The 22,288-nt window shown below is 47.4% G+C and carries 23 protein-coding genes and 2 pseudogenes; 13 read left to right on the top strand and 12 right to left on the bottom strand.

The window, feature by feature from the left end:
• Positions 1-127 precede the first annotated feature (127 nt).
• The 3 genes from GC096_RS14705 to GC096_RS14695 all read left to right on the top strand — a co-directional run bounded on the left by GC096_RS14705 (position 128) and on the right by GC096_RS14695 (position 3,255).
• A complete protein-coding gene (locus tag GC096_RS14705; protein ID WP_171631192.1) occupies positions 128-1,153 on the top strand; it encodes a LacI family DNA-binding transcriptional regulator in 1,026 nt (341 codons plus the stop codon).
• 87 nt (positions 1,154-1,240) lie between these two features.
• Positions 1,241-2,251: an RluA family pseudouridine synthase gene (locus GC096_RS14700; RefSeq protein ID WP_171631190.1), complete on the top strand. Its 1,011-nt coding sequence runs from the start codon at positions 1,241-1,243 to the stop codon at positions 2,249-2,251.
• Positions 2,252-2,298: 47 nt separating this feature from the next.
• Complete coding sequence (locus tag GC096_RS14695) at positions 2,299-3,255, top strand: D-2-hydroxyacid dehydrogenase (RefSeq protein WP_171631189.1); 957 nt, start codon at positions 2,299-2,301, stop codon at positions 3,253-3,255.
• Between the two features lie 134 nt (positions 3,256-3,389).
• Here the strand turns inward: GC096_RS14695 and GC096_RS14690 are convergent, their stop codons facing one another.
• Positions 3,390-7,088, bottom strand: coding sequence for an Ig-like domain-containing protein (locus GC096_RS14690; RefSeq protein WP_171631187.1), 3,699 nt, complete (start codon positions 7,086-7,088; stop codon positions 3,390-3,392).
• Positions 7,089-7,113: 25 nt separating this feature from the next.
• Between GC096_RS14690 and GC096_RS39555 the strand changes: the two are divergent.
• Positions 7,114-7,182: pseudogene (locus tag GC096_RS39555) on the top strand (hypothetical protein); the annotation flags it as partial.
• Here GC096_RS39555 and GC096_RS14685 read toward each other — a convergent pair.
• From GC096_RS14685 to GC096_RS14655, 7 genes and pseudogenes are all read right to left on the bottom strand, one after another.
• A pseudogene (locus GC096_RS14685) lies at positions 7,173-7,877 on the bottom strand (carbohydrate ABC transporter permease); the annotation flags it as partial. The pseudogenes GC096_RS39555 and GC096_RS14685 overlap by 10 nt on opposite strands.
• Before the next feature lie 82 nt (positions 7,878-7,959).
• Positions 7,960-8,916 carry a carbohydrate ABC transporter permease gene (locus tag GC096_RS14680; RefSeq protein ID WP_171631183.1) on the bottom strand — a complete coding sequence of 319 codons (957 nt, stop codon included), beginning with the start codon at positions 8,914-8,916 and terminating at the stop codon, positions 7,960-7,962.
• Positions 8,917-9,095: 179 nt separating this feature from the next.
• A complete protein-coding gene (locus tag GC096_RS14675) occupies positions 9,096-10,415 on the bottom strand; it encodes an ABC transporter substrate-binding protein (protein ID WP_171631182.1) in 1,320 nt (439 codons plus the stop codon).
• Between the two features lie 160 nt (positions 10,416-10,575).
• Complete coding sequence (locus GC096_RS14670) at positions 10,576-11,316, bottom strand: response regulator transcription factor (protein WP_171631180.1); 741 nt, start codon at positions 11,314-11,316, stop codon at positions 10,576-10,578.
• A gap of 3 nt (positions 11,317-11,319) precedes the next feature.
• Positions 11,320-13,077: a sensor histidine kinase gene (locus GC096_RS14665; protein ID WP_171631178.1), complete on the bottom strand. Its 1,758-nt coding sequence runs from the start codon at positions 13,075-13,077 to the stop codon at positions 11,320-11,322.
• Positions 13,078-13,296: 219 nt separating this feature from the next.
• The gene (locus GC096_RS14660) at positions 13,297-14,139 is read right to left on the bottom strand and encodes a 1,4-dihydroxy-6-naphtoate synthase (RefSeq protein WP_171631176.1); all 843 of its coding nucleotides are present in this window, start codon (positions 14,137-14,139) and stop codon (positions 13,297-13,299) included.
• A gap of 1 nt (position 14,140) precedes the next feature.
• Complete coding sequence (locus GC096_RS14655; RefSeq protein ID WP_216626131.1) at positions 14,141-14,782, bottom strand: futalosine hydrolase; 642 nt, start codon at positions 14,780-14,782, stop codon at positions 14,141-14,143.
• Between the two features lie 147 nt (positions 14,783-14,929).
• On the opposite strand from GC096_RS14655, the gene GC096_RS14650 reads away from it, so the two are divergent.
• Entirely contained in the window at positions 14,930-15,535 is a 606-nt protein-coding gene (locus GC096_RS14650; protein WP_171631174.1) for a DUF2087 domain-containing protein, read from the top strand.
• 623 nt (positions 15,536-16,158) lie between these two features.
• Here GC096_RS14650 and GC096_RS14645 read toward each other — a convergent pair.
• On the bottom strand, positions 16,159-16,944 hold the full coding sequence (locus GC096_RS14645) for an AraC family transcriptional regulator (protein WP_171631172.1): 786 nt from the start codon (positions 16,942-16,944) through the stop codon (positions 16,159-16,161).
• 255 nt (positions 16,945-17,199) lie between these two features.
• Here GC096_RS14645 and GC096_RS14640 point away from each other — a divergent pair, with 255 nt between their 5' ends.
• The 8 genes from GC096_RS14640 (at position 17,200) to GC096_RS14605 (ending at position 21,195) form a co-directional block, all read left to right on the top strand.
• Positions 17,200-17,310, top strand: coding sequence for a sporulation protein YjcZ (locus tag GC096_RS14640; RefSeq protein ID WP_171631008.1), 111 nt, complete (start codon positions 17,200-17,202; stop codon positions 17,308-17,310).
• A 131-nt stretch (positions 17,311-17,441) separates the two neighbouring features.
• Positions 17,442-18,452 carry a glycosyltransferase family 2 protein gene (locus tag GC096_RS14635; RefSeq protein ID WP_171631170.1) on the top strand — a complete coding sequence of 337 codons (1,011 nt, stop codon included), beginning with the start codon at positions 17,442-17,444 and terminating at the stop codon, positions 18,450-18,452.
• Positions 18,453-18,456: 4 nt separating this feature from the next.
• Positions 18,457-18,894, top strand: coding sequence for a GtrA family protein (locus tag GC096_RS14630; protein ID WP_171631169.1), 438 nt, complete (start codon positions 18,457-18,459; stop codon positions 18,892-18,894).
• A 35-nt stretch (positions 18,895-18,929) separates the two neighbouring features.
• The gene (locus GC096_RS14625; protein ID WP_171631167.1) at positions 18,930-19,223 is read left to right on the top strand and encodes an alpha/beta-type small acid-soluble spore protein; all 294 of its coding nucleotides are present in this window, start codon (positions 18,930-18,932) and stop codon (positions 19,221-19,223) included.
• Positions 19,224-19,332: 109 nt separating this feature from the next.
• Entirely contained in the window at positions 19,333-19,776 is a 444-nt protein-coding gene (locus GC096_RS14620; RefSeq protein WP_171631165.1) for an Hsp20/alpha crystallin family protein, read from the top strand.
• A 149-nt stretch (positions 19,777-19,925) separates the two neighbouring features.
• Entirely contained in the window at positions 19,926-20,144 is a 219-nt protein-coding gene (locus GC096_RS14615) for a hypothetical protein (RefSeq protein ID WP_171631163.1), read from the top strand.
• 8 nt (positions 20,145-20,152) lie between these two features.
• Positions 20,153-20,650: a hypothetical protein gene (locus tag GC096_RS14610; protein WP_171631161.1), complete on the top strand. Its 498-nt coding sequence runs from the start codon at positions 20,153-20,155 to the stop codon at positions 20,648-20,650.
• 194 nt (positions 20,651-20,844) lie between these two features.
• The gene (locus tag GC096_RS14605) at positions 20,845-21,195 is read left to right on the top strand and encodes a hypothetical protein (protein WP_312886270.1); all 351 of its coding nucleotides are present in this window, start codon (positions 20,845-20,847) and stop codon (positions 21,193-21,195) included.
• Positions 21,196-21,218: 23 nt separating this feature from the next.
• Here the strand turns inward: GC096_RS14605 and GC096_RS14600 are convergent, their stop codons facing one another.
• The 3 genes from GC096_RS14600 to GC096_RS14590 form a co-directional block, all read right to left on the bottom strand.
• Entirely contained in the window at positions 21,219-21,479 is a 261-nt protein-coding gene (locus tag GC096_RS14600) for a hypothetical protein (protein ID WP_171631159.1), read from the bottom strand.
• 20 nt (positions 21,480-21,499) lie between these two features.
• Positions 21,500-21,742 (bottom strand): spore germination protein, encoded by a 243-nt coding sequence (locus GC096_RS14595; protein ID WP_056609042.1) that lies wholly within the window; start codon positions 21,740-21,742, stop codon positions 21,500-21,502.
• Between the two features lie 179 nt (positions 21,743-21,921).
• Positions 21,922-22,251, bottom strand: a complete 330-nt coding sequence (locus GC096_RS14590; RefSeq protein ID WP_171631158.1) for a 50S ribosomal protein L33 — start codon at positions 22,249-22,251, stop codon at positions 21,922-21,924.
• Positions 22,252-22,288 lie beyond the last annotated feature (37 nt).

Below are 22,288 nucleotides of genomic sequence, written 5' to 3'. Positions count from 1 at the left end.
TATTCCGAATGCGTCCTCCATGCCTTGCTTCTCTCTTAGTGTAGTTTAAAATTAACCTTCTTTTTAGTTTAAATTTAGTTTAAAATTGGAGGTACAGAAGGTAGCAGAAAAGGAGCATCTAAGAAGTATGCGCAAACGAATTACACTCCACGATTTGGCCGCACAGCTCGGTTTAACGATACAAACGGTATCCAAAGCGCTCCGCGGACTGCCTGGCATGTCAGAGCAGACACGAAGTGAAGTTTTCAAACTCGCACGCGAGCTGGGCTACATGACCAAAGATCAGAAACAAACACTTCAGCAAGATCTCATCTCACCGTATCCCGTTGTACAACGCAGGTTCGTGCTCGTCCAGAACAAGCAATCTTTGAACTTCAATCGCTTGTTGCTGCAAGGCTTGCATGAACGCTTCATGGAATTTGGCCACACGGTTCAACCGCTGCTTATGCCACCTAAATTGAAGCCCTCGCAATTTGATGACTGGGCCGAAGAAGAAGGTTTGTTATATGCGGAGGGGGTGTTTATCGCACCAAGGATGAATTGGGATCTCTTGGAGCAAAAACTGTTAGAACTGCAGCTGCCGCGGATTTTGTTGAACTTTCCTCCACCGGAGTCTAGGGTCGACAGTGTCATTTGGGATGTGTACGAGGCTGTTTATCAGGCGGTGCGAAGGTTGGTGCGAATGGGCCACAGGAACATCCTTTATGTAGGTGATACGAAGGATCAACGCGGATTCGTTATTCGGTGGCAGGCTTTTGCCGAAGCGATGAAAGAGGCTGGCTTGCCGGTGGATCCGAGTGAGCACGCGGTAGAGCGGGATGGTTCGGAGAAGTGGCTGCAGGATTTTGAGAGCAAGTATCAGCTGCGTCAGCCAACGGCAGTCATTTGTGGCATTGATGAAGAAGCCGCGCCTGTCTATCACACGCTTCGCCGATTAGGGGTTAATGTGCCTCAGCAATGCTCCCTGGTTGCCCTCTTGAATGAGCAAAGCGATACGCTGCCGCTCTGTTCTCGCCCTCAGCTGCCGATTCGAGAGGCCGGCTATCGCGCAGCAGATCGCATGCTATGGCGGATTGCCAATCCGCATTTACCTTTTGAGCATGTGCGGCTGCAGGGGGATTTTTTCACGGGGAGTACGTTACAAAAGCTGTAGATCATTTCATTTGCTTTTATGAACGTGGTATATTGGAGGTCGAATGATCTGACCGGAAGGTAAGCCATCGTACTAGGAGGTATTTTAATGCAAAAGAAACAAGGTTCACGTCCAAAAGGAAGTCCTAGCCATAAGCCCAAATTCGGTGCTCAGAAAGCGCAGACCCACTCGTTGCAAGCAGGCGCAGTTAAGGGTGGTCAGGAGTCGAGCACTCGCCAGTATACGGTGAAGGAAGCTGCAGAGCTTCTACCCTTTTTGTTAGAAAAGCTATCAAGTCTAGGTCGAAATGCGGTCAAAGCTATCCTCGCTCGTGGACAAGTCGCAGTGAATGGCAAAGCGGTAACGGCTTATAATTACCCCTTGCAACCAGAGATGACGGTCACGATCAACAAGGATAAAGTCGTCGAGGATATTCCGCTCGCTGGTATGACGATTTTGCACGAAGATAACGATGTCATTGTCATTCAAAAGGATGCAGGACTTCTATCCATTGCAACGGATACGCAGGAAAATCAAATTACGGCGTATCGCCAACTTACGGCGCATGTGCGGAATCATGACCCGAAGGCGCGGATTTTTGTCGTTCATCGGCTAGATCGGGACACATCTGGTGTGATGATGTTTGCCAAAAACGAACAGGCACAGCAGCACCTGCAAAACACGTGGCAAGAGAGCGTCAAGGAGCGGACGTATGTGGCTCTAGTGGAAGGCATGGTGCGCAAGCCAGAGGGAACGATTTCTTCTTGGCTCAAAGAACATGCGAAATCGCTCAAAATGTTCTCTACACCGTACCCCAACGACGGACAGCATGCGGTCACACATTACAAAACGCTGCAAGCGAACAAGAGCTTTTCGCTGCTTGAAGTGAATTTGGAGACCGGCCGCAAAAACCAGATTCGCGTTCATATGCAGGATATCGGGCACCCCGTTGCTGGGGATAAAAAGTATGGCTCCAATTCGAAAGAGATCAATCGACTTGGTTTGCATGCGCGTGTGCTGGCCTTTTTACACCCGACGACAGGTAAGTTAATGCGTTTTGAGACGCATATACCGAAGCTGTTTTTGAACCCTTTTAAAGAGCCTGGTGTGAAGAAGTAGAAAATAGTTTGGGAGTACTCTAAGCAAACCGACGAAGGAGTAGAGTCATGAACATTGTTGTACTTGATGGTTATACGTTAAATCCAGGCGATTTGAACTGGAGTGGTTTACAAGCGCTTGGCGAGTTGACGGTCTATGAACGTACCTCTGAGTCCGAAATTGTAGAACGCGCCGCACATGCTGACATGGTGCTAACGAACAAAACACCTCTCTCCGCGCAAACGCTGGAGCAGCTTCCTAAGCTGAAATATGTCGGTGTTTTGGCGACTGGCTACAATATCGTAGATGTCCAAGCCGCGAAAGAGCGCGGTGTTGTAGTGACCAATGTTCCTGCGTATAGCACGCATTCGGTTGCACAGTTGGTTTTTGCACTCGTATTGGAATTCTGCCATCGGGTGCAGCGCCATAGTGATAGTGTGCTTCAAGGGGAGTGGGCTGGGTCGGTTGATTTCAGCTATAGTGTCTCTCCTCTCATAGAGTTAAGCGGTCAAACGATGGGACTGATTGGTCTCGGCCAGATCGGCAAGCAAACGGCGCTTATTGCTGGGGCGATGGGCATGAAGGTCATTGCAACTGGCAGTGGCCGCACTGTGCCACAACCCGTGGAAGGCATTGAATGGGTAACACTTGACGAGCTGCTGCAGCGTGCTGATGTGATTAGTCTGCATTGTCCATTGACACCTGCAACGAATGAGCTGATCAATGCGGAACGGATTGCTATGATGAAACCGTCGGCCATTCTGATTAATACGGCCAGAGGTGGATTGCTTAACGAAGCGGATGTGGCTCGGGCGCTGAATGAAGGTCGCCTAGCAGGCGCTGGACTTGATGTACTAACAGTTGAACCGCCAAAGCCAGATACTCCCTTGCTGCATGCGCATAATGTGATCATTACGCCTCATATCGCATGGGCAACGAAGGAAGCTAGAGCTAGGTTGATGGCTGTTGCGAGCAGTAATGCGCAGAGTTTTGCAGAGGGTCGGCCGGTGAATGTGATCGGGTAGGGTTGGGATTAGCATCCCTTCCCAAGTTTTTAAATTGGAATACACAACATGGATTCAAATCCATATAGGACTGCCGCCAAGGTTCGTGAATTCGAAGCTTTGGCGGCAGTCCTTTTTAGTTGTCGATCGTTCTATTATTTTATCTTAGTCAATAAACGGTAAATGATCACAGCCGCTTGCGCTCTTGTCGTGTTCTCGTTCGGCATAAAGCTGCCATCACTTCCTTCAAGGATACCTGCTTTTTGCATGGTGCTGACTGCTTCTACCGCATAATCCGAGATTTCAGCCCAATCGTCAAAGACCTTGGAGCCAGCATTCGTCTGGATACTTGCGTTTAGCGCCAGTAAGGTGCGATAAGCCATAACCGCCATATCTTGTCTGGATATCTCATCCCCTGCACCAAAGCTTCCATCTTCTCTGCCACTTATGATACCAAGCTGCCTAGCTGTCGTAGTAGAGCTGTAGTACCAATCTTCCTGATCAATGTCTGAGAAGGTGTTTGACGTAGCTTGTTCATGATCGAAGCCGAAGGCTCTTATCAGCAGTGTCACGAATTCTGCTCTTGTAACCGGGCTATTCGGTACAAAGCTCGTTTCACTCACACCACGGATTATTTCTCTCGCTGCCAAAGCGTCAATACTTGCTTGCGCCCAAGATACTTCACTGATGTCTTGGAAGGTAACATCCTTGTAGAATACAGCATAGTTGCCAAACGCTGCAGTTGAGAACTCCACTTGTCCTGTAGCTGCATTGTATGCCCCATTCACAAGAACTTCTAACTTCCCTGATGCGTTCACATAGCTTACGATTACTTTCTCTGGAGATTCACCCGGTTTCAGCTTATAGTTGAGGGCTATGTGGGCAACCTCGGCACGCAAATCCTTAATCGACTTTCCATCCACTTGCAAGTCAAATTGAAATACACTGCCGCTCCCAATGGACTGCCTTACCTGTTCGGAAAGCACTCCTTGTTCAACGTTCGTTACGACAACCTGAATATTCTTCGCATCTGTCCCTGCCTGTTGCTTCAATGCTTGAATAGGTAGGATGACCTTAGAGGTCCCTGCATGGAATGCGATCTGTTTCACTTGGCTTGCATCCGCTTTGTTCAGCAACGCAACGGGAACTTGTATGACAAGCTTCTTCGTTGTCGACTCTGCTGGAACGCTTAAGCTTATCGTTCCGTTCGTAGCTCCCTCAATGGCGTTAACCATGTCTAGATCTTGGATGGTAACTGTAGATGTATTCGGATCCTTGGGCTCTTCTTTGACAGGTACAGTTATGATACCGCCGCCGCTACCCGATCCGTTAGACGTATTGTCCGTGCCATCATCCGTGTTTCCCCCATTGTCTTTACTGGCTGTCACCGTTATATTCGCAGTCGCTTGCAGCGCAGTTCCGGATACTGATCCTTGAACTACAAAGGCACCTACTTGTGCATAAAGCTTTGGAGCGATGTTGTCCCAAACAACCTGAAGCTGTGAGGTTAGCTGATTATCATATACGGCCGTTACAACCGTCGGTAATATCGGCGCTATCCCGGTTGTCGTGCTTACGGCAACAGGCTCTATCGCTAAAATAACAGCCGGAATTTCCGTTACCGTAATATTCGCTACTGCACGAATGCTTGTGCCTGCGACATCCCCATTTACGACAAACGAGCCTGCCCCAGCATACTGGGAAGCCTCCACGAAATCCCATGTAACGGACTGCGATGAAGTAGATTGATCATCATACACGACTGTTACTACTGTAGGAAGCTCTGGAGCTATGCCTTTCGTTGTTAACACCCCAATCGGATGGATACTAACAATCACTGGGTTAGGATTAACTGTGACTTGAGCCACCGCTCTCACATCTGTCCCCTCTACTGAACCATACACAACAAAGCTTCCTGCCTGCGCATATTGCGAGGGTGCCACAGTATCCCAGATGACAGGGTGTGATTTTTGAGACTGATTATCATACACGGCAGTCACCTGAGTAGGCAATACTGGCGCTGTACCTACAGCGGTCGTAACCAATTTAGGCTCGAAGCTGACAATAGCAGCCGGACTAGCTCCTACTGTGATATGCGCCTCCGCTCGTATGGCTGTCCCCGCTACAGTTCCTTGTAAAGTAAAGGTACCTTCTGCCGCATATTGAACAGGTGTTAGGCTGTCCCACGTAACTGGCAGCGTTTCGACCGACTCGTCACTATACGTAACAGAAACGGTTGAAGGCAATGTTGGAGCAACGTTGACATACGTATTCACGTCCACGGGTGATACCGCATTAATAACCGCTGTTCCTGGAATGATTTCTCCACTGCCCATTTTGACATGATCCAATGTAATATCAGCGATCGGAGACGTGTCTCCGCCAATTTTCATCACATTGCCGCCGGTACCTAAACTGGCTGCTCCAGCCCAGGCTAGTTGACCGTCAATGTATAAGTCATAGGTATAATTAGCGTGAACAACTACTCTGTAATCATGATACACGGTTGTATCCAAAGTAGTTGTCTTTGTTGGGCTGCTCGCTTTATTTTGTGCCGTACCTTGTGCGCCATACTTTAAATAAAGTCCAATCTGATAATTTCCACTTCTGATTGTAAATTCGTTTATGGTGTTTGCCGCATTTACCTTGGCTCTATACTCTACAGTGAAGGCTCCCACCATAGGTGTGAAATCGGATTTCAGTAAATACGTTGAAAAACCGGTGCTCGCGTCTATAATTTTCACATTCCCGCTGTCCTGCGTTACGGAACCAGGGCCATTGACCAATTTGGACCAGCCTCGTGAATACTTATTCATATCGTCATTAAAATATTTGAATGGGCCTGGCGGCAGTGGAGGTATCTCGTCTATAGGCTCAACTGCATTCGGGTCCATCTTGGCATAGGCAAGCACCCCGCCTAATCGGTCGCCCTGCTCATAGAACATGTATAAGTCTTCGCCGTCATATACAAAGTTAGCCGAGGCTGTTCGTCCCCGGTCAATCACGTCATCAGAGTCATGCAGTATGCCCAGATGATTCTCCAGGTCAAAATTAGCACCAACCTCGGTAATATGCACATTGCCCGAAGACGCATGGTAAGCTACATAATGCTTGCCATTCCATGGAAAATAAGTGGGACCGGACAAGTTGGTTCCTTCAGATGCATTGGAAGTAATCAATGGATTCTTTTGTGTTGTCCAGTTGAGACCATCATTCGACCATGCCAGATAAATGTTTCTTTTATTCGCTGTGGTATTACCCATCAGCAGCATGATGTAAGTATTATTTTTGGAGGGAATCGTGTACTTGAACACCTTGGCATAGGAGGTTTCCATCAAGCCAACAAAATCACTAGTGCCAAGCGCTTTTTGCTCATACGTAAAGTTGATGCCGTCTAAGGTTGAGGCAACCCTTGTCGTCGTATTTTCCCCATGGTAATACATGTAATATTTCTGTGCTGCATCGTTCCATATCATATATGGTGAGGACACATGCGACACACTGTAATTAGGAGACCAAACATTGGAAATTAACGGGTTAGCTTCGTATTCCGTCCAGGGCCCGTCCAAGGAATCGGAATAAGCCAGATTAATTCCTCCTGGCGCATCGTGAGGAGCATAGTACAAATAATAATTGCCTAACGGATTCGCGATATGTTCCCTCGCGTTAATAACCTGCGGAAATATAATCTCGTCTGTCGGATTATACTTTAATTTCAGTGGATCCAAGACTTGCCCCTGATATTTGAAAATTGGAAAACCCGCTAAAGCGGATGCAGGTTTAGGTTTAACAACGACTACAATGCTCAGCACCATGATAAAACATATCAAACTGGCTATCGCTTTTTTTAGCATCAGTCTTGCTCCTTTTTAATGGTAGATTGTCTTCTCTACTTATTTCAAACCAGTCAATGCTACACCTTCGATAAATCGCTTCTGGGCGATAAAGAACACAAGCAATAGGGGAACAGTCGCCATAACGGAGGCTGCCATCAATAAGTGCCAATCTGTCCCTGCCGTATCCGTGAATAACTTGAGTCCAACAGGTAAAGTAAATAATTTATTATCGCTAATGTAGATTAATGGATCGAAATAGTTATCCCAGCTGTGAAGAAATGTAAAAATAGCGAGCGTGGATAACGCCGGCGTAGAAAGCGGCAGCATGATACGCCAGAATGTTGTCCACGGTGTGCAGCCATCAATTTTCGCCGCTTCCTCCAGCTCATCGGGTACCATGATGAAAAATTGGCGAAGTAAAAATACGCCGAATATTCCGCCTGCACCTAATACGGAAGGAACAATTAACGGGAAGTGTGTGTCGGTCAGATGCAGCTTAGACATCCACACGAACATCGGAATCGCCGTTACTTCCGTCGGAATCATCATGCCGGTCAGGAGGATGAGGAAGATGATATTTTTGAAACGAAAATTCATCTTGCCAAACGCATACCCAGCCAGTGCCGCAAACAAGCAAGTAGCTATGGTAACCACGATGGCTATATAAGCGCTATTGAAGAAATAAAGAGGAAACTCAGGCTGTTTAACGAAAACCTGCTTAAAATTGGACCAAGAAATGGGATCAGGAATCCATTGCGGCGGAAACAGAAATATTTTAGTCGGATCCTTAAGTGAAGTCGTGATCATCCACAGGAATGGAAACAAGATAACGAGTGATATAAGGGAAAGCGCTGTATAAATAGGCAGGTTTCGAAGTATACCCTGTTGGTTATTGTTCATGATGCACCCACCTCTTTCTCATATTCCATTGCACGATGGTCAAGATCAGCACTAGGAAAAACAAAATGAAAGCGATTGAAGATGCGTAACCGAATTCAAATTGCTTAAACGCCTGCTGATAAATATAGTACACAAGCACATAGGTGCTAGTCCCTGGACCACCGTCCGTCATGACTTGGATTTGGGAGAATACCTTCAGCGAACCGATTAAGGTTAGGATAAGCGCCAGGAAAAACGCTGGTGAGATCATCGGGAAGGTGATATTCCAGAAGGTTCTCATGCGCGAGGCTCCGTCAATCTTGGCAGCTTCGTAGTACATTTTGGGAACCTCCTGCAACGCAGCAAGGAAAATCACCATATTCAGACCTACATTCTTCAATACGCTAACTACAATAACTACTGGCATCGCCAAGCCAAAATTGTAAAGCCATGCGGGTCCCTGTATGTTAAATAACAGCAGTATTTGATTGATCAAGCCAGCATCCGTCGCAAAAATGTATTTCCACACAATCGCCCATACGACGATCGAAGTCACTACCGGCGTGAATATAGCGGTTCGAAACAGGCTGATTCCTGGTATTTTTCTATTTAACAGAAGTGCTAAACCAAGCGCGAGCATCAAATTCAAGGGAATGAGCCCCGCCGAAAAGTACAATGTGTTCCAAACCGTCTTCCAAAATAAAGGGTCGTTCAGAAATGCTTTCTCGTAGTTATCCAACCCTACATATTCCGTATCGTGAAGGAGAGAGTAATTGGTGAAGCTCATGCCAAATGCAGCCACAATTGGAATCAATAAGAAGATGATATATCCGAGTACCATCGGAGAAATAAATAAGTATGCATACCATGCCCCACTTGAAGCAAGGCGGCTCTTGGCACGTTTCCTGATGGAAACGGGTTGCCCTGTCTGCAGGGATGGGGTCAATTTCGCACCTGCGGAATCCATGTTGTTTCTCTCCGTTCTCTGTAAGTTATTCGATCCATAAGCGCACGAAATCCATAGCAGTGCAAGAAGCTTCGAGTAAAAGGGATGTGACTCATGCTCAGGCATCTAGTCAGAATCCGGTCATCACTCGCGGTCAGACCTTCCTTCTCCTCTAACTTCTCCACTACCGTGACGTTTCTTTATTTGAGCAACGGGCTTACTTCACTTTCGGCTTTGGTCAATACATCCTTCACCGTACCCGACTGCGCATAGAGCAAATCAAGAATCGTTTGCATCTTGGTATCAATTTGCTGCCAATTTTTGTGAGCTGGCAACGTAGTAGCGCCTACCATTTGATCGATGACGGCAAGCTTCACACTCTCAGGTGATGGCCCTTGCTTCAGGAATGATTCCGATTCCAAAATCGACTTGCGGCTTGGCACGAAATATTGGCTCGTAATGTTCATATTCTCATTATTCGTAATATATTTTAAGAAGTCTGTTGCTTCTTTCGGGAATTTACTGTCCTTCATAACGACAACGCCAGCATATCCCATTGTAGTGCCCGCACCTTTAGGTCCCTGAGGCAATGGCGCGATATCCCACTCGAAGTCTTTGATCGCCTTAGCTTTACCCATATAGCTGAACAATTCCTTTTGCATGGCAATTTTCCCCGTGTCGAACGTCGTTTGATCCCCTGGCTTCGGATGCACTTTATCCTTGAAGATCATATCCGAATACAACTGAAGCGCCTGCTCGCCCTCTTTGGAGTTCAAAGTAAACTTCGCACCATCTTTGCTTAACAGTTCGGCACCGTATGAATTAAATACGGTTTGCAGGGCATCCGGCCAGTTGGTCCAGCCATTGCGTACAAAATTCGTTCCATATACACCCTTTCCAGGGTCAGCTAATGTCTTGGCCGCTTTGAGGAACTCCTCATAGTTCCATTTCCCTTGCTTATACAGCTCAGTTGGCGTTGCCAGTCCTTTTGCTTTGAACATCGTTTTGTTGTAGTAGATCATCGATGTAGGTGTAGAAAATGGAATGCCATAGATTTTACTGTCTTTGGTTAACAATTCAAGCGTTGTCGGATATACCTCATCAAATTTATACGCCGTATCCGCTTTCAAAGAAGTTACTTCAAGAAGCTGACCGCCCTGAATGAATTGCGGAATCATACGTTCTGCGAGCCATGCGACGTCTGGAGCTGAATTCGATGCTTGCATGATCGATAGTTTCTGCTGGTAGTCAGCAAAAGGAATGATCGTAATCTCCACGCTGATGTTCGGGTTACTCTCTTTATATTTAGCAATCATATCCTCATACATTTTCTTGTGGGTATCGTTGCCCCATATACTGAATTTCAGTGTAACAGGCTTCTGCGCCTTCACCTCTGTTGACGAACTTGGTGCTGTTGCAGCTCCGGTTGCTGCCGGCGTATCTGTTTTGGTACCGCAGGCAGTTACTACTGATGTTGTGACTAGCAGCGTGCCCATAAGTAAGCTAAACTTTTTATTCATATTCGGGTTCCCCTTTAATTTGTATTATGTAACCGCTTCAGTGAAACGTTTACAAACTTTATTATAAAGAAAACGAACCCGCTCTTTTATGGCCTAAAATTCAGAATAGGTTCGAATTGTATCGATATTGGTTTTAAAATCTGCATGAATATTCGTACTCCTATTGGTCTCGAAATTCTGATGGCGTTAACCCAACGACCTGCTTAAATAATGACATGAAATACTTGCCATTGGGATATCCCGACATTCTTCCGATGTCTTGAACCTTCATATGTGTCGTCTTTAATAGCTGCTTGGCCTTCTCTATTCGGCGCTGCGTCAAGTATTCCGATAGGTTCTGTCCCGTTTCCGACTTGAACAATGCGGACAAATATCTATGGTTTAAGAAAACCTGATCAGCCAAGTATTGCAGTGAGATGTTCTGATCTAGATGACTATCGATAAGCTCCTTAACTTTTCTTATGATTTGCCGCTCCTCTTGCCCTTCCTTTGCAGAAGTGGCAATTTCGGCTTGCAGGGGATTATTTTTGAGAAGCTCCTTCTTTAATCGATCTATAACAATGGCTAGTTCGGCCTTGTCTACAGGCTTCAATAAATAATCAGCAGCATGATACCTTAGTGCGTCCCGTGCATATTCAAAATCACTGTACCCGCTAACGATGACAACTGGCAGTTCAGGGTATTGGTCACTAAGCCTCCGCATCATCTCAATCCCGTTCATTTCCTTCATACGGATATCCGTAATGACGGCATCTGTCGTATTTGTTTTCAGCCATTCAATCGCTTCCACACCATTGGACATTCCCCCAACTACCTGAACGCCGCCTATGATATACTCAAGTAAATGACGAAAACCATTCCGAAGATTAATCTCATCCTCAACTAATAAAATTCGAAGCATTGGTCATTCCCCTTCCCACTGCAATGGAATTCTCACAATAAAATGAGTGCCCTGCCTATCGGTTTTATCCAAAAACAACCCATATTCCGGTCCGAACAATAGTCGGATTCGCCAGTGAACATTTCGCAGTGCGAAGCCTTTCTTCTTGAATCCGAAGCCATCCCTTGCGCCGTGTTCGTTGCTTTCCTTGTAGATATGAGCTTCTACCTGCCTCATTCTTTCCTCGCTAATCCCCTTACCATCGTCTGAAACAGTGATGACAAAGTGATCCTCTTCTACATATGTGGCGATTCGGACGATGACAGGGTCCTCTTCCATGGCATGCTCAATGACATTTTCGATCAGAGGCTGAAGCATTAATTTGGGAACGAGATACTCCTCATGCCCCATGTCGACATCAAGCTCCATCTGAAGCTGTCCACCTAATCGATACGACTGAATCTGAATATAGGATTCCACGAATAGCAGCTCGTCCTTCAGATAGACAAGGCGCTCATCCTTATCTACCGTAAATCGCAGCAGCCTGCCTAAACTGACGACAACACTTGATAGCTTAGGATGATTCGACTCCAGAGCCATCAGGTTGATCGATTCCAGCGTATTGTAGATGAAATGGGGATTAATTTGACTCTCGAGCGTCGATAGCTGGGCATCCTTTTCACGAAGCTTGCTTTCATACACCTCTTTAATCAGGCGCTCGATTTCTGTTACCATCATGTTAAAGCCGCCTGTCAGATGGCCAATTTCATCATGGGAGGCGACTTCAGCTCGTTCCCCGAAATCACCCATCTGCACCTTCTTCATTTTCTTCTGAAGATGTCGAATAGGCTTCACTAATCGGCTTGAAGCTACAACGGCTAGGAGGTAAGCAACTAGCATCGAAATAACCGAAACGATAATCGTAGACCTCACTAGCTTGCGAGCCCCCGCGGTCACCTCACTTTTCGGAATAAAGCCCGTCACTTGCATACCCGTAAATTCAGAGCTTACTTTTGCCGAAATTTGTTCTTTGCTGTTGTTAATTTCCTTCCAACTCAATGAACTATCCATATCCCCCCCATCAATCGGGTAGATCACAACACCATTACGATCCGAAATATAAATTTGACTCTTGCCGTTATAATTCGTGGAATCTAACAAGCTTTTGAAGCCCATCTCAGTCAGATCAACTTTCACGATCCCCAAATATTCATTGGTGGAGATTTCTCTAACAACACGTGCAATGGAAATGACCCTTTCTTTGCCATCCAAATAGTAGCCTGCGTCATGAGGCGGCAATATAACAATTGAACCGTCCCCCTTCTGAACATCTGCCATCCACGGGTTGCTTGAAGCTTCCCAGTAACGATCAATGGTAGTCTCCAGATTGCTAAACAAGTTCCCGTCAAGCGCAAAAATTAAGATGCTCCTTATCTCACTTCTATCAAAGGTGAGTGAAGAAATCATCAAATTCATCTTGCTGTATTCATCGGAAGTCACAAATACGGAGTTACTTTGCCTTGGGTGCTTTCTCAGAATATTCATTACGTTTTGGTTATAGTAAGGCGCCATCGTAATGCGATCCATGTCCTTCATATATCGATCAAGATTAATGTGGACCTGCTCAATAATTTGGCGCGTATATCTGCGGGAATCCTCTTCAACATTCGAGATATATTGATAGTAGGTAATCCACCCGCTAATAAAGAAGGGAACCGTAATGAGCAAAGCAAATAAAATAATGAACTTGCCCCGTAAAGATAAAAATAGCTTCGTTGGCATGCTAAATCATTCACCTCATAACCTAAGTGTTCTTGCATACGCCAATTATGATTGCTCGATGACTACAAATCTACTTTAACTTTACTTTATATTTGAGTGTGTAAAAAAATGTAAATGAGGAGTATTGCGCGGAGCTACGTGAGTATACAAAGAACACAAAAAGGCTGTCTATCCAAGTAGATTCAACTACGAGGAAGACAGCCTAGTTCCATACCCATGCTATTTCAGTAAAGCCGCATAATCCATCTGCGGCACAAGACCTGTCTCCGCTGCCCGCTGGAGCAAGGTTAAGACAGCGCCATAGCCGCTATCGCCGAGATCAGCGGTGAACTCGTTGACGTATAGGTCGATGTGCTGCTGCGCGACCTGCGGGTCCATCTCTTGCGCATGCTGCATAACATAGTCGCGCGAAGCTTCCGGATGCGCCCACGCGTACTCAACGGAGGCGCGAGCCCAGCCCGCGAGCGCCTTCAAATCCATGGTGCGCCGCGCAATGATGGCGCCCAGTGGGATTGGCAGCCCGGTGTCGGACTCCCACCAGCTGCCCAAATCTGTTAGAAGCGCTAACCCGTACGACGGGTAAGTAAACCGCGCTTCATGAATAACGAGGCCGGCATCGATGAGGCCGTCCCGCACGGCGGGCATGATCTCGTGAAACGGCATGACCACGATTTCGCCAACGCCGCCAGGCACGTTCTGTTCTGCCCATAGGCGGAACAGTAAGTACGCCGTCGAGCGTTCGCTTGGCACGGCTACTCGGCGGCCGCTAAGGGCAGCCGGGTCGGGGGTGGCATTGCCGTTTGGCTGCGTCAGCACAAGCGGGCCGCAGCCTCTGCCCAAGGCGCCGCCGCAGGGCAGCAGGGCGTAATCCTGCAGCACCCATGGGAGGGCTGCGTAGGAGATTTTGAGCACGTCGGGACCAGTGCCTTCGGCAGCCAGACGGTTCGTAATATCGATGTCCGCGTAGAGGACATCGAGTTCTGGTGCACCTGGAATTAAGCCATGCGCCCAGGCATGGAAAACAAAGGTATCGTTTGGACAAGGTGAGAACGCTATTTTCATGTTAAAGCACCTCCGCTAAGACTGAACCTGCTGCTTCTAAAGCTTTCAAGGCATCACCGATCCGCCAGGCGTCTCGGTCACGTGGGCCGACCGCGTTGGAGATCGCGCGGATCTCCAGCACGGGCACCCCGCGCTGCTGCGCAGCTGTCGCTATGCCGAAGCCTTCCATGGCTTCGGCGGCAGCGCCAGGCACGCGCGCAGCCAGCGCAGCGGCGGTTGCCGCTGTTCCGGTGGCCGTGGCCACCGTCAGCACCGGCGCCGCTAGCGCCTGCAAACCGGCGGCTTGCAGCGCCGCCGTCACACGCTGGGCCAGTTCGGTATTCGCGCTGATGCGCGTGGTGCCGAAGCCCAGCTCGTCCAAGCTGCTGAAGCCATCCAGCAGCTCCACGCCAAGATCGGCTGCGATGATTTCGCTCGCAATAACAAGCGAGCCAATGTCCGCTTGTCCCACGAAACCACCTGCAATACCAGCGATAATCAATAAGTCATAATCGGCTTTGGCAAGCTCAACGGCACCATTCACCGCCGCTGCTGCAAGCCCCACACCGGCTAAAGCATATTCAAATCTGCTATCCTGACCAAGACCGCGCTGTATGGCATCTCGTTCAGGAACAACTGCTGTCATGACGAGTATTCGCATCATTCTTCCCCTTTAAGCTTTGACTTCCCTACTTGTATTTTACATGACCCCTGTCTAGAAGGAAACTTTCACGCTTGACACGCCAAACTAATTTAATTATTATCTAATTAGATTAATGTCTAATTAGATTATTAGGAGTTGTTCTCGTCTATGCAATTAGATAAAATCATCACCTATCACAAAGCCATGTCGGATGCTACGCGTATTCGTATGCTTATTTTGTTGGCGGACGGCGAAACGAATGGGCAAACTCTGGCTGAGAAGCTGAGCGTTACTCCCGCGACCATTACCCATCATGCCTCAAAACTTCGCGAAGCCAACTTGATTCATGAACGCCGTGACAAAAACACGATTTATTTCACCTTGAATGACGCTTCCATTCGTAGCTACGGTCAGACGACCGCTGACCTGATTTTCAAAAACAAAAAGGAGGCTCCCGCATCCATGGAAACGGAAGACAAAAATGCAAATCTTCAGAAGTCTGTTTTACGGAACTTTTTCACGCTCGATGGTAAGCTCAAACATATCCCAGCTCAGCTCAAGAAAAAACTAATTGTCCTAGAGCATCTAGTCACTGAACTAGAAAAAGGCCGCTCCTACGCCGAAAAAGAGCTTAACCTCTTCCTCAAAAACTATCATCCAGATTTCGCTACCTTGCGCCGCGAGTTGATTATGCACCAGTTTATGTTTCGGGAAAGTGAAGTTTACGAGTTGAACCCTAGGGAAATGTGGGCGAAGTGGGAAACACTTTCGTAATTCGTGGTACTTCACTCTTGTCAGTCTTGTCACTCTTTAGCAATCCCACCTCTCCCCCCTGCAACTTTAACTGTAAAAACTCCAGCTATTTTCGACACTATTCAAAGTTTTTGGTATTTAAATGGAAAAACTCCAGTTAATATGATCTATTTCTCGCCTGTAGAAGGAAATGGCCAATATTAACTGGAGAAAATACAGCTACTTCACAACTTAGCCCAAATACTCCTAAATTAGATGGAGAAAATACAGTTATTTTTCTAAACGGCCATCTGAAGGCATGTGTTTTTGCAAAGTCAGATGGATCGAGGGGGGCGGGGGTGTCGGGTTGCTCGATTCTGTTGGGTTGCTGTTCCGAAGCCGTGTCGTTTGATCTACTGTATCGATTGCGTCGCTTGTACTGTGTCCTCTGTGTGTGTCCGTCCCCTGTCCTCTCCTCCTCTGTGTCCTCTGTGTGTGTGTGTCCGTCCGCCTGTCCTCCTCCTACTCCTCTGTGTCTGGTGTGTCTGGTGTTTCTGGTGTTTCTGGTGTTTCTGGTGTTTCTGGTGTTTCTGGTGTGTCGATTGCATCGATTACGTCGCTTGTGTCCGCTGGGTCGATATGTATCAGCTGTCACTCATAAACCATTAACGTACCACCCCAAGCCCCAACAACCACTTCTTATACACCGTCGGTGTAACGCCGAGACACCTCTTAAATTCCTTGGAAAAGTGCGCGTAATCATGATAGCCGAACTGACCCATACAGCTGGCGATATCAATCGTTGGGTTGAAGAAAATTTGCAGTCGAGCCAAGTTAAAACGGGATACGGCATTTAATCGCTTGGGTGACATGCCAACGAGCTCTGAACAAATCCGTTCAAAATGCCGCTGAGAGTATCCACTCTCGACGACGCTGATGGGAACATCCTGCTCCATCGGTGTTCGATATAGTTTGGACAATATATTAATCATCGCGGCATGCTTGGTTTCTGGTTGGAAATGACGATAGAGATAAGCCGTCAGCAAAGCGATGCCTTCGTCCAAATCTGCCTCTGCCAACTGAGGAACCAACTCAGCAAGTTCTTGTTCGGGAAATAGATCAGTGAGAGGCAGGAACTTATCGATCAATGAACGATGATCCATCTCTTTGAAGGCGCGCAAGCCCCATGGTAACAATCGCACACCGAATAAACGGATGGCCCCCTCCGCGGTAAGCGGCTGATAGCGTGATAGTGCGCCTATAAAAAACGCCCTAGGCATGACTTGCTCCCCAGCAGAATAATCGGCGCCATAATGAAAGATCAGCTCTTGGCAGCCATCTGGCCACAGTGTTTCCTCCTCTTCCGCCGCGCTGTAATCCCGCTCCAAATACCAATAACACTTAATATAACGCTGCAATGTCTCATCCGGTTGACGTTCCTCGTAACGCATGCGCCTCATTACCTCCTTTCTCGTTCATGTACCCTCATCACTTTCCTGTTCGTTGACTTTCCCCATTCGATATTCCCTTCCCTTTGTCTCCTCAGCTGTCCTCTTTTATCTCTTCCCCCCTACTTTAGGTATTCACCCCCTACCAGTCCCACAAAATGGACACGTTGCCCAATTATTTATTCCGCATGCGGGTCATTCATCCATACACCTTCTAGTCAGATGACATATAGTAATTTTGTGAAGGGAGGGATTGACATGAGTTGTGGTTGCGAAACTGGCGGCGTAGGTTACTCAAGCACTGCAGTAGTCCTCGTTCTATACGTCCTCTTGGTTATCGTTCTTGCTACGTTCGGGTTTGGTTGGTAATATAAATTGCATGACAGCGGCTGGGACGGTGATTCCGTTCCGGCCGCTTACTTTTTCTAGTCCTTTTAGCTATAATAAAAGCTTAAGCATGAATTTCATCTATTCCCTATTTAGGACGGAGACGAGGTACTGTGTCTAAACCGATTTTGACCATTGTGGTCCCTTGTTATAACGAAGAAGAAGTCCTCCCCGAAACTGTTTTTCAACTCAGTGAAGTATTAGATTCCCTCATAACAGATCAATTGGTTGCCCAGGGCAGTACGGTATTATTTGTAGATGATGGCAGTAAAGATGCAACATGGTCGCTAATCGAGCGATTCCACCTTTCCAATCCATTCATTACTGGGCTTAAGCTGGCCAAAAATGCCGGTCATCAAAGCGCCCTACTCGCTGGACTTCTGAAAGCGAAAGCGTATTCCGACTGTGTCGTTTCCATCGATGCGGACCTGCAGGACGATACTTCTGTCATTCGCGAATTTCTTGTTAAATTCCATGAAGGCTACGATATTGTCTACGGTATCCGCCAGGATCGTTCAGCTGATACCTTTTTCAAGCGAGCTACGGCACAAGGCTTTTATAAACTCATGACCTCACTAGGTGTAAAAATTCAATATAATCATGCGGATTTCCGCTTAATGAGCAAGCGTACGCTCGATAATTTGGAGAAGTTTCAAGAGGTCAATTTATTCCTCCGTGGCTTAGTCCCTCTGCTAGGATTTCCCTCTACACAGGTCTATTATGACCGGAAGGAACGATTTGCTGGTGAATCCAAATATCCACTGCGCAAAATGCTCGCTTTTGCCTTCGATGGCATCACATCTTTCAGTGTAACTCCCATACGTTTGGTTACGGTGATGGGCTTTCTGCTCTTCGCACTTAGTGTAGTTGCGGCTATTTATGCGATTGTAGGCAAATTACTTGGCGAGAACGTTACGGGTTGGACTTCCCTTATTCTCTCTGTCTGGTTCATCGGTGGTGTGCAGCTCCTTGCAATTGGTTTGATCGGCGAATACATAGGTAAAATTTATAAAGAAGTGAAGCAGCGCCCGCTTTTCGTTATCGAAAAGGAATTAACCGAGCAAGCTCAGGAGCAGGCAACCCTCACTTCGCAGGCGACCCAACCTGCCTCTGCAAGGCGGTAATTGGATGACCTCCACTACACTCAAATCCTTGCTAACAGGCAGCTTCGCGCGTTTCTTACTCGTTGGTGTGTTGAATACGCTGGTGGGTCTATCCGCCAGTTTTGCACTTTATAACCTACTAGATCTGAATTACTGGTTATCGACCTTTGGCGGCAATACGATTGGTGCGGTAGTGAGTTATGTACTGAACCGTACGTTTACCTTTCGCTCCAAAGCCAGCATCGGCAGCAGTTGGTGGAAGTTCGGACTGGTCATACTCGTCTGTTATGGATTTTCTTATGGGATCAGCTGGCTGCTGGCCGAAGCGCTCAGTTCTTATCTCCCAAATGCCAGCACGAACTGGCTCCATAACGGTGCCATCCTGGTAGGGAATGGCTTGTACACGATTGGCAATTATGTTGGGCATAAATATTTCACCTTTCGTACTCATGATCCGAAATGAGGCAGGGCATCCTAACACCTAAGAGGTGATAGACGATGTCACGAAGAAGAAGAAACCGGGCTATGGTGCCTGGATCCGAACATGGCTTAGGGCTTCTCAAGGCCCATGTTATGCAAAATCAAGGCTATGCCGTTAATCCAGAACGACCTGATCTTGTCAAATACGAGGTTGCCCGCACACTTGGTGTCCCTTTGCAGCAAGGCTATAATGGGCACCTCAGCTCAGAAGACGCCGGCCGAGTCGGCGGTCCAATCGGCGGCGCGATGGTACGAGAGCTCGTACGCATGGCACAGCAGCAGATGGCGAATCAGCGGCCTCCTGGGCAATAAGCATGTCCCGCATGTAGATGCCAGCCATAATCCGACGCATCCCCACATAAACTAGTAGCAAGCTGCTTGCAGCTCTACTTTTAATGGTGAAGTCAGGTGATGATGGCAGATGAATCCTCCAGGCAATCGTTCGTCAAAACCCGATTGGAAGGGACTATCGGCGCAAGCCGGCGATGTGCTAGGCCCCGAGTTCTGGCAGGACATTGCCAGTATTATTCCGCTAACCGGACCCCGAGTTGATATGTATGAAACGCCGCAGGAACTCGTTGTGGTGGCTGAGGTTCCAGGATTATCATCCCCTGAGAACATTCAGCTATCCTTCCGCGACCAGTCCCTCTTAATCAGAGGGATGCTCGTTCGTCCTTATCAGGTCAGTGATGAGCAAATGAGACTGTCTGAGCGCTATTTTGGCACATTTGAGCGAGCGATCCGCTTGCCTGGCAGAGCTTTGACCGATCAGATGCGAGCACAGTATCATAACGGTTTGCTTATCATTCGTATTCCGCTAGCTCCGCCTGATGGCGAGAAGGTTATTCCCATACAGTTTACATGAGACAACGGTTGAAGAAAGATTGCCGACTCCCTTTTATGAAGGAGGAGCTACGGTGATCTTTTTGTTTTGCAAAAAAAGAAATGATTCTGCGTTTGTCCCCATATACATGGTAAGGAGACGCTAAAATCGATGATTTGGAGGGAATAACCATGGTTCGGATCCAATTTCAATCCATTCATATCGATGACATAACGGAAAACTCTAGCGTTAACAAGGGCAGTAATCGGATCAGCGGCAGAAGACATTCTGTCAAGACGAATCAAGGGCTTGGGGCCATAAATGGTGAACGTAATGTTGTGTTGGGCGGGAAGCATACGGTCCTGGATAATGATACGTTTGATGTTAAACCGAATACACGAAAGAGCTGACCTAACCTATGTGGTTTCAAAAAAAGAAAACGTCGCCGCCTCCAACCGGACCCTCTAACGCCACTCCCAAACCGCCATCAGTTATGCGAACAGAAGCTTTGCCGCCTTCCGTACATACACAAACCGTTCACTTATTGGAACAGCGGCTTCGAAAATTGGAAGAACAGTTAGCCGACCTCTCTGCTAAACACCCGCGCATTCATATCGATAATCTGCACGTCCATCAGCCTGTTCTCGAAAACTTAACGTTTCGACTCGATCATCTCGACATTAAGGAGCTTAGCGGTTCGTTGAATTTGGGCAACAATTTCGGTGCTAAACCGAATGGGAAAGCGCAGGATGAGGCCGTGGATAAGGCATTCCAGCGTTCTCAGGTCACCAAAGAACCGCGACAGGAGCGCGGGTCAGACGATCTCTCGAAATCGTCACCCGAACAAGAGGGTCCAGGTCCTGAGCGAACCTCAACCGGCTACCGCTATACCCCTCCCCAGTCGTCAAAAGTATGAGAAAAACTTCTATTGAAGTACTTCGAGGAAGGGCGACCACTATTCCACCCCACAAAGTGACGATAAGCTTCGAAGCAAATTCCGATTACTTTGTGGGGACCCCGAGAAAGGTAGTTTTTATCGCCAAATATCAAGACGTTTTCGGGAACCGAAAACTTATCCTTTCTAATGTGGTAAAGATGAGGTGATTGCCTGTGTCATCATTCATGTCTCCAACCTTTATCATCGGTTCGATCCGGATTGGGTCCGTGGAAAGCGCATCCTGCATCAATATGGGAAATAATTGGCCCACTGATTTTCAAAGTAATCAAAAAACAGTTCAAGGCTTTGGCGCCGTCGAAGGCGACCATAATCAGTTGGTCGGTACCCGTTCGATGCTGAACGATTCCGACTTCCTCGACATGCTCAATGTCGGTGATAATGATACGCCTGAGTGGCTGCAAGAGATGATAACCGTGCAAGCACAAGCATCGGGCTTCACCACAGCGGCTGCCTCTCCACCTCCAACAGATGCAACGCCGAAAGCTCCGCAAACGGCCGAGTAAGGCTGCCCGCGGAGCTTTATTTTTCAAACACGGCCAATGATCAAATCACCCTTGGTATATGGTGCATCAATGATATCGTTATCGTACACGGTGTTTATATTGTTCCACACCACATTATGTTCGCCACTTACTTCACCAAGGCCACTATTGATTTTACCGCTCGTTGACCAATTTACTTGTGCGTTCGTACCAATGAATATGCCAGAAGCATCGGTGATCGAATTGACATGAATCGAATCAAATTGAATCAATGGCGGGTCTAACGGTCCGGGTAGATTCAGCACAGCTTACACCCACCCTTCATTTAGACTTGATTCGTTATGGCTGGTTTAAAGTCCTGATCATTAATTGGTGCATCAATAAAGTCATTATCAAAGATGGTATTGACGAAGTTGCAGGCGATCGAATTACCGATGAATTCACCGGTGCCGTAATTGTTTTTGCTATGGGAATCCCAGCTGGATTGTGCATTCTCACCAATCCCGATCGTTGCATTCGTATTCTGATTATTAATATTGATCATGTTAAACACGATGGAACTCGGCATGCTGCTCACTCCCTGTCCGCGATTGGTTCTAGGGCTGCTCCCTCATGCTCGGGACCCCGCCGTAAACCTGTATCTTAGCCTATTCAGTGAGCAGGGAAATGGTGCGGCCTTTCGCAGATGCTTCTCCAAATGAGAAAAGACTCTTCCCAGAAGGAAAGAGTCTTCTTCGAGCGCGATGATCAGAACCAGAGTCCTGGACCACCGAAGCCGCCAAAGCCAGGGCCAAAGCCACCGCCAAACCCACCAAAGCCAGGGCCAAAGCCTCCACCAAACCCACCGCCAAACCCACCAAAGCCAAAAGGTGTAGTGCCAATCGCTAACAGGTCAAATAAAACCAACGGAATAATCGCTTTTACTTGCACTTTTTTTCCGTTTTGTGGAGCAACCATCAACGTGTTACCGCTGATCCGCACCAATTTACCCGTTACTTGTGTACCATCTTTCTTAAGAGCCACAATTTCTTTCCCGATCAATTTGCGAACTTCTTCTTTACGAATTCTGGATGCCACGAACGTCCAACTCCTTCACCCAACAGAGATACATTGC

The organism is Paenibacillus plantarum (assembly GCF_013141695.1).
Taxonomy (GTDB): domain Bacteria; phylum Bacillota; class Bacilli; order Paenibacillales; family NBRC-103111; genus Paenibacillus_E; species Paenibacillus_E plantarum.
This window is presented reverse-complemented; position numbering and strand designations above follow the sequence as displayed.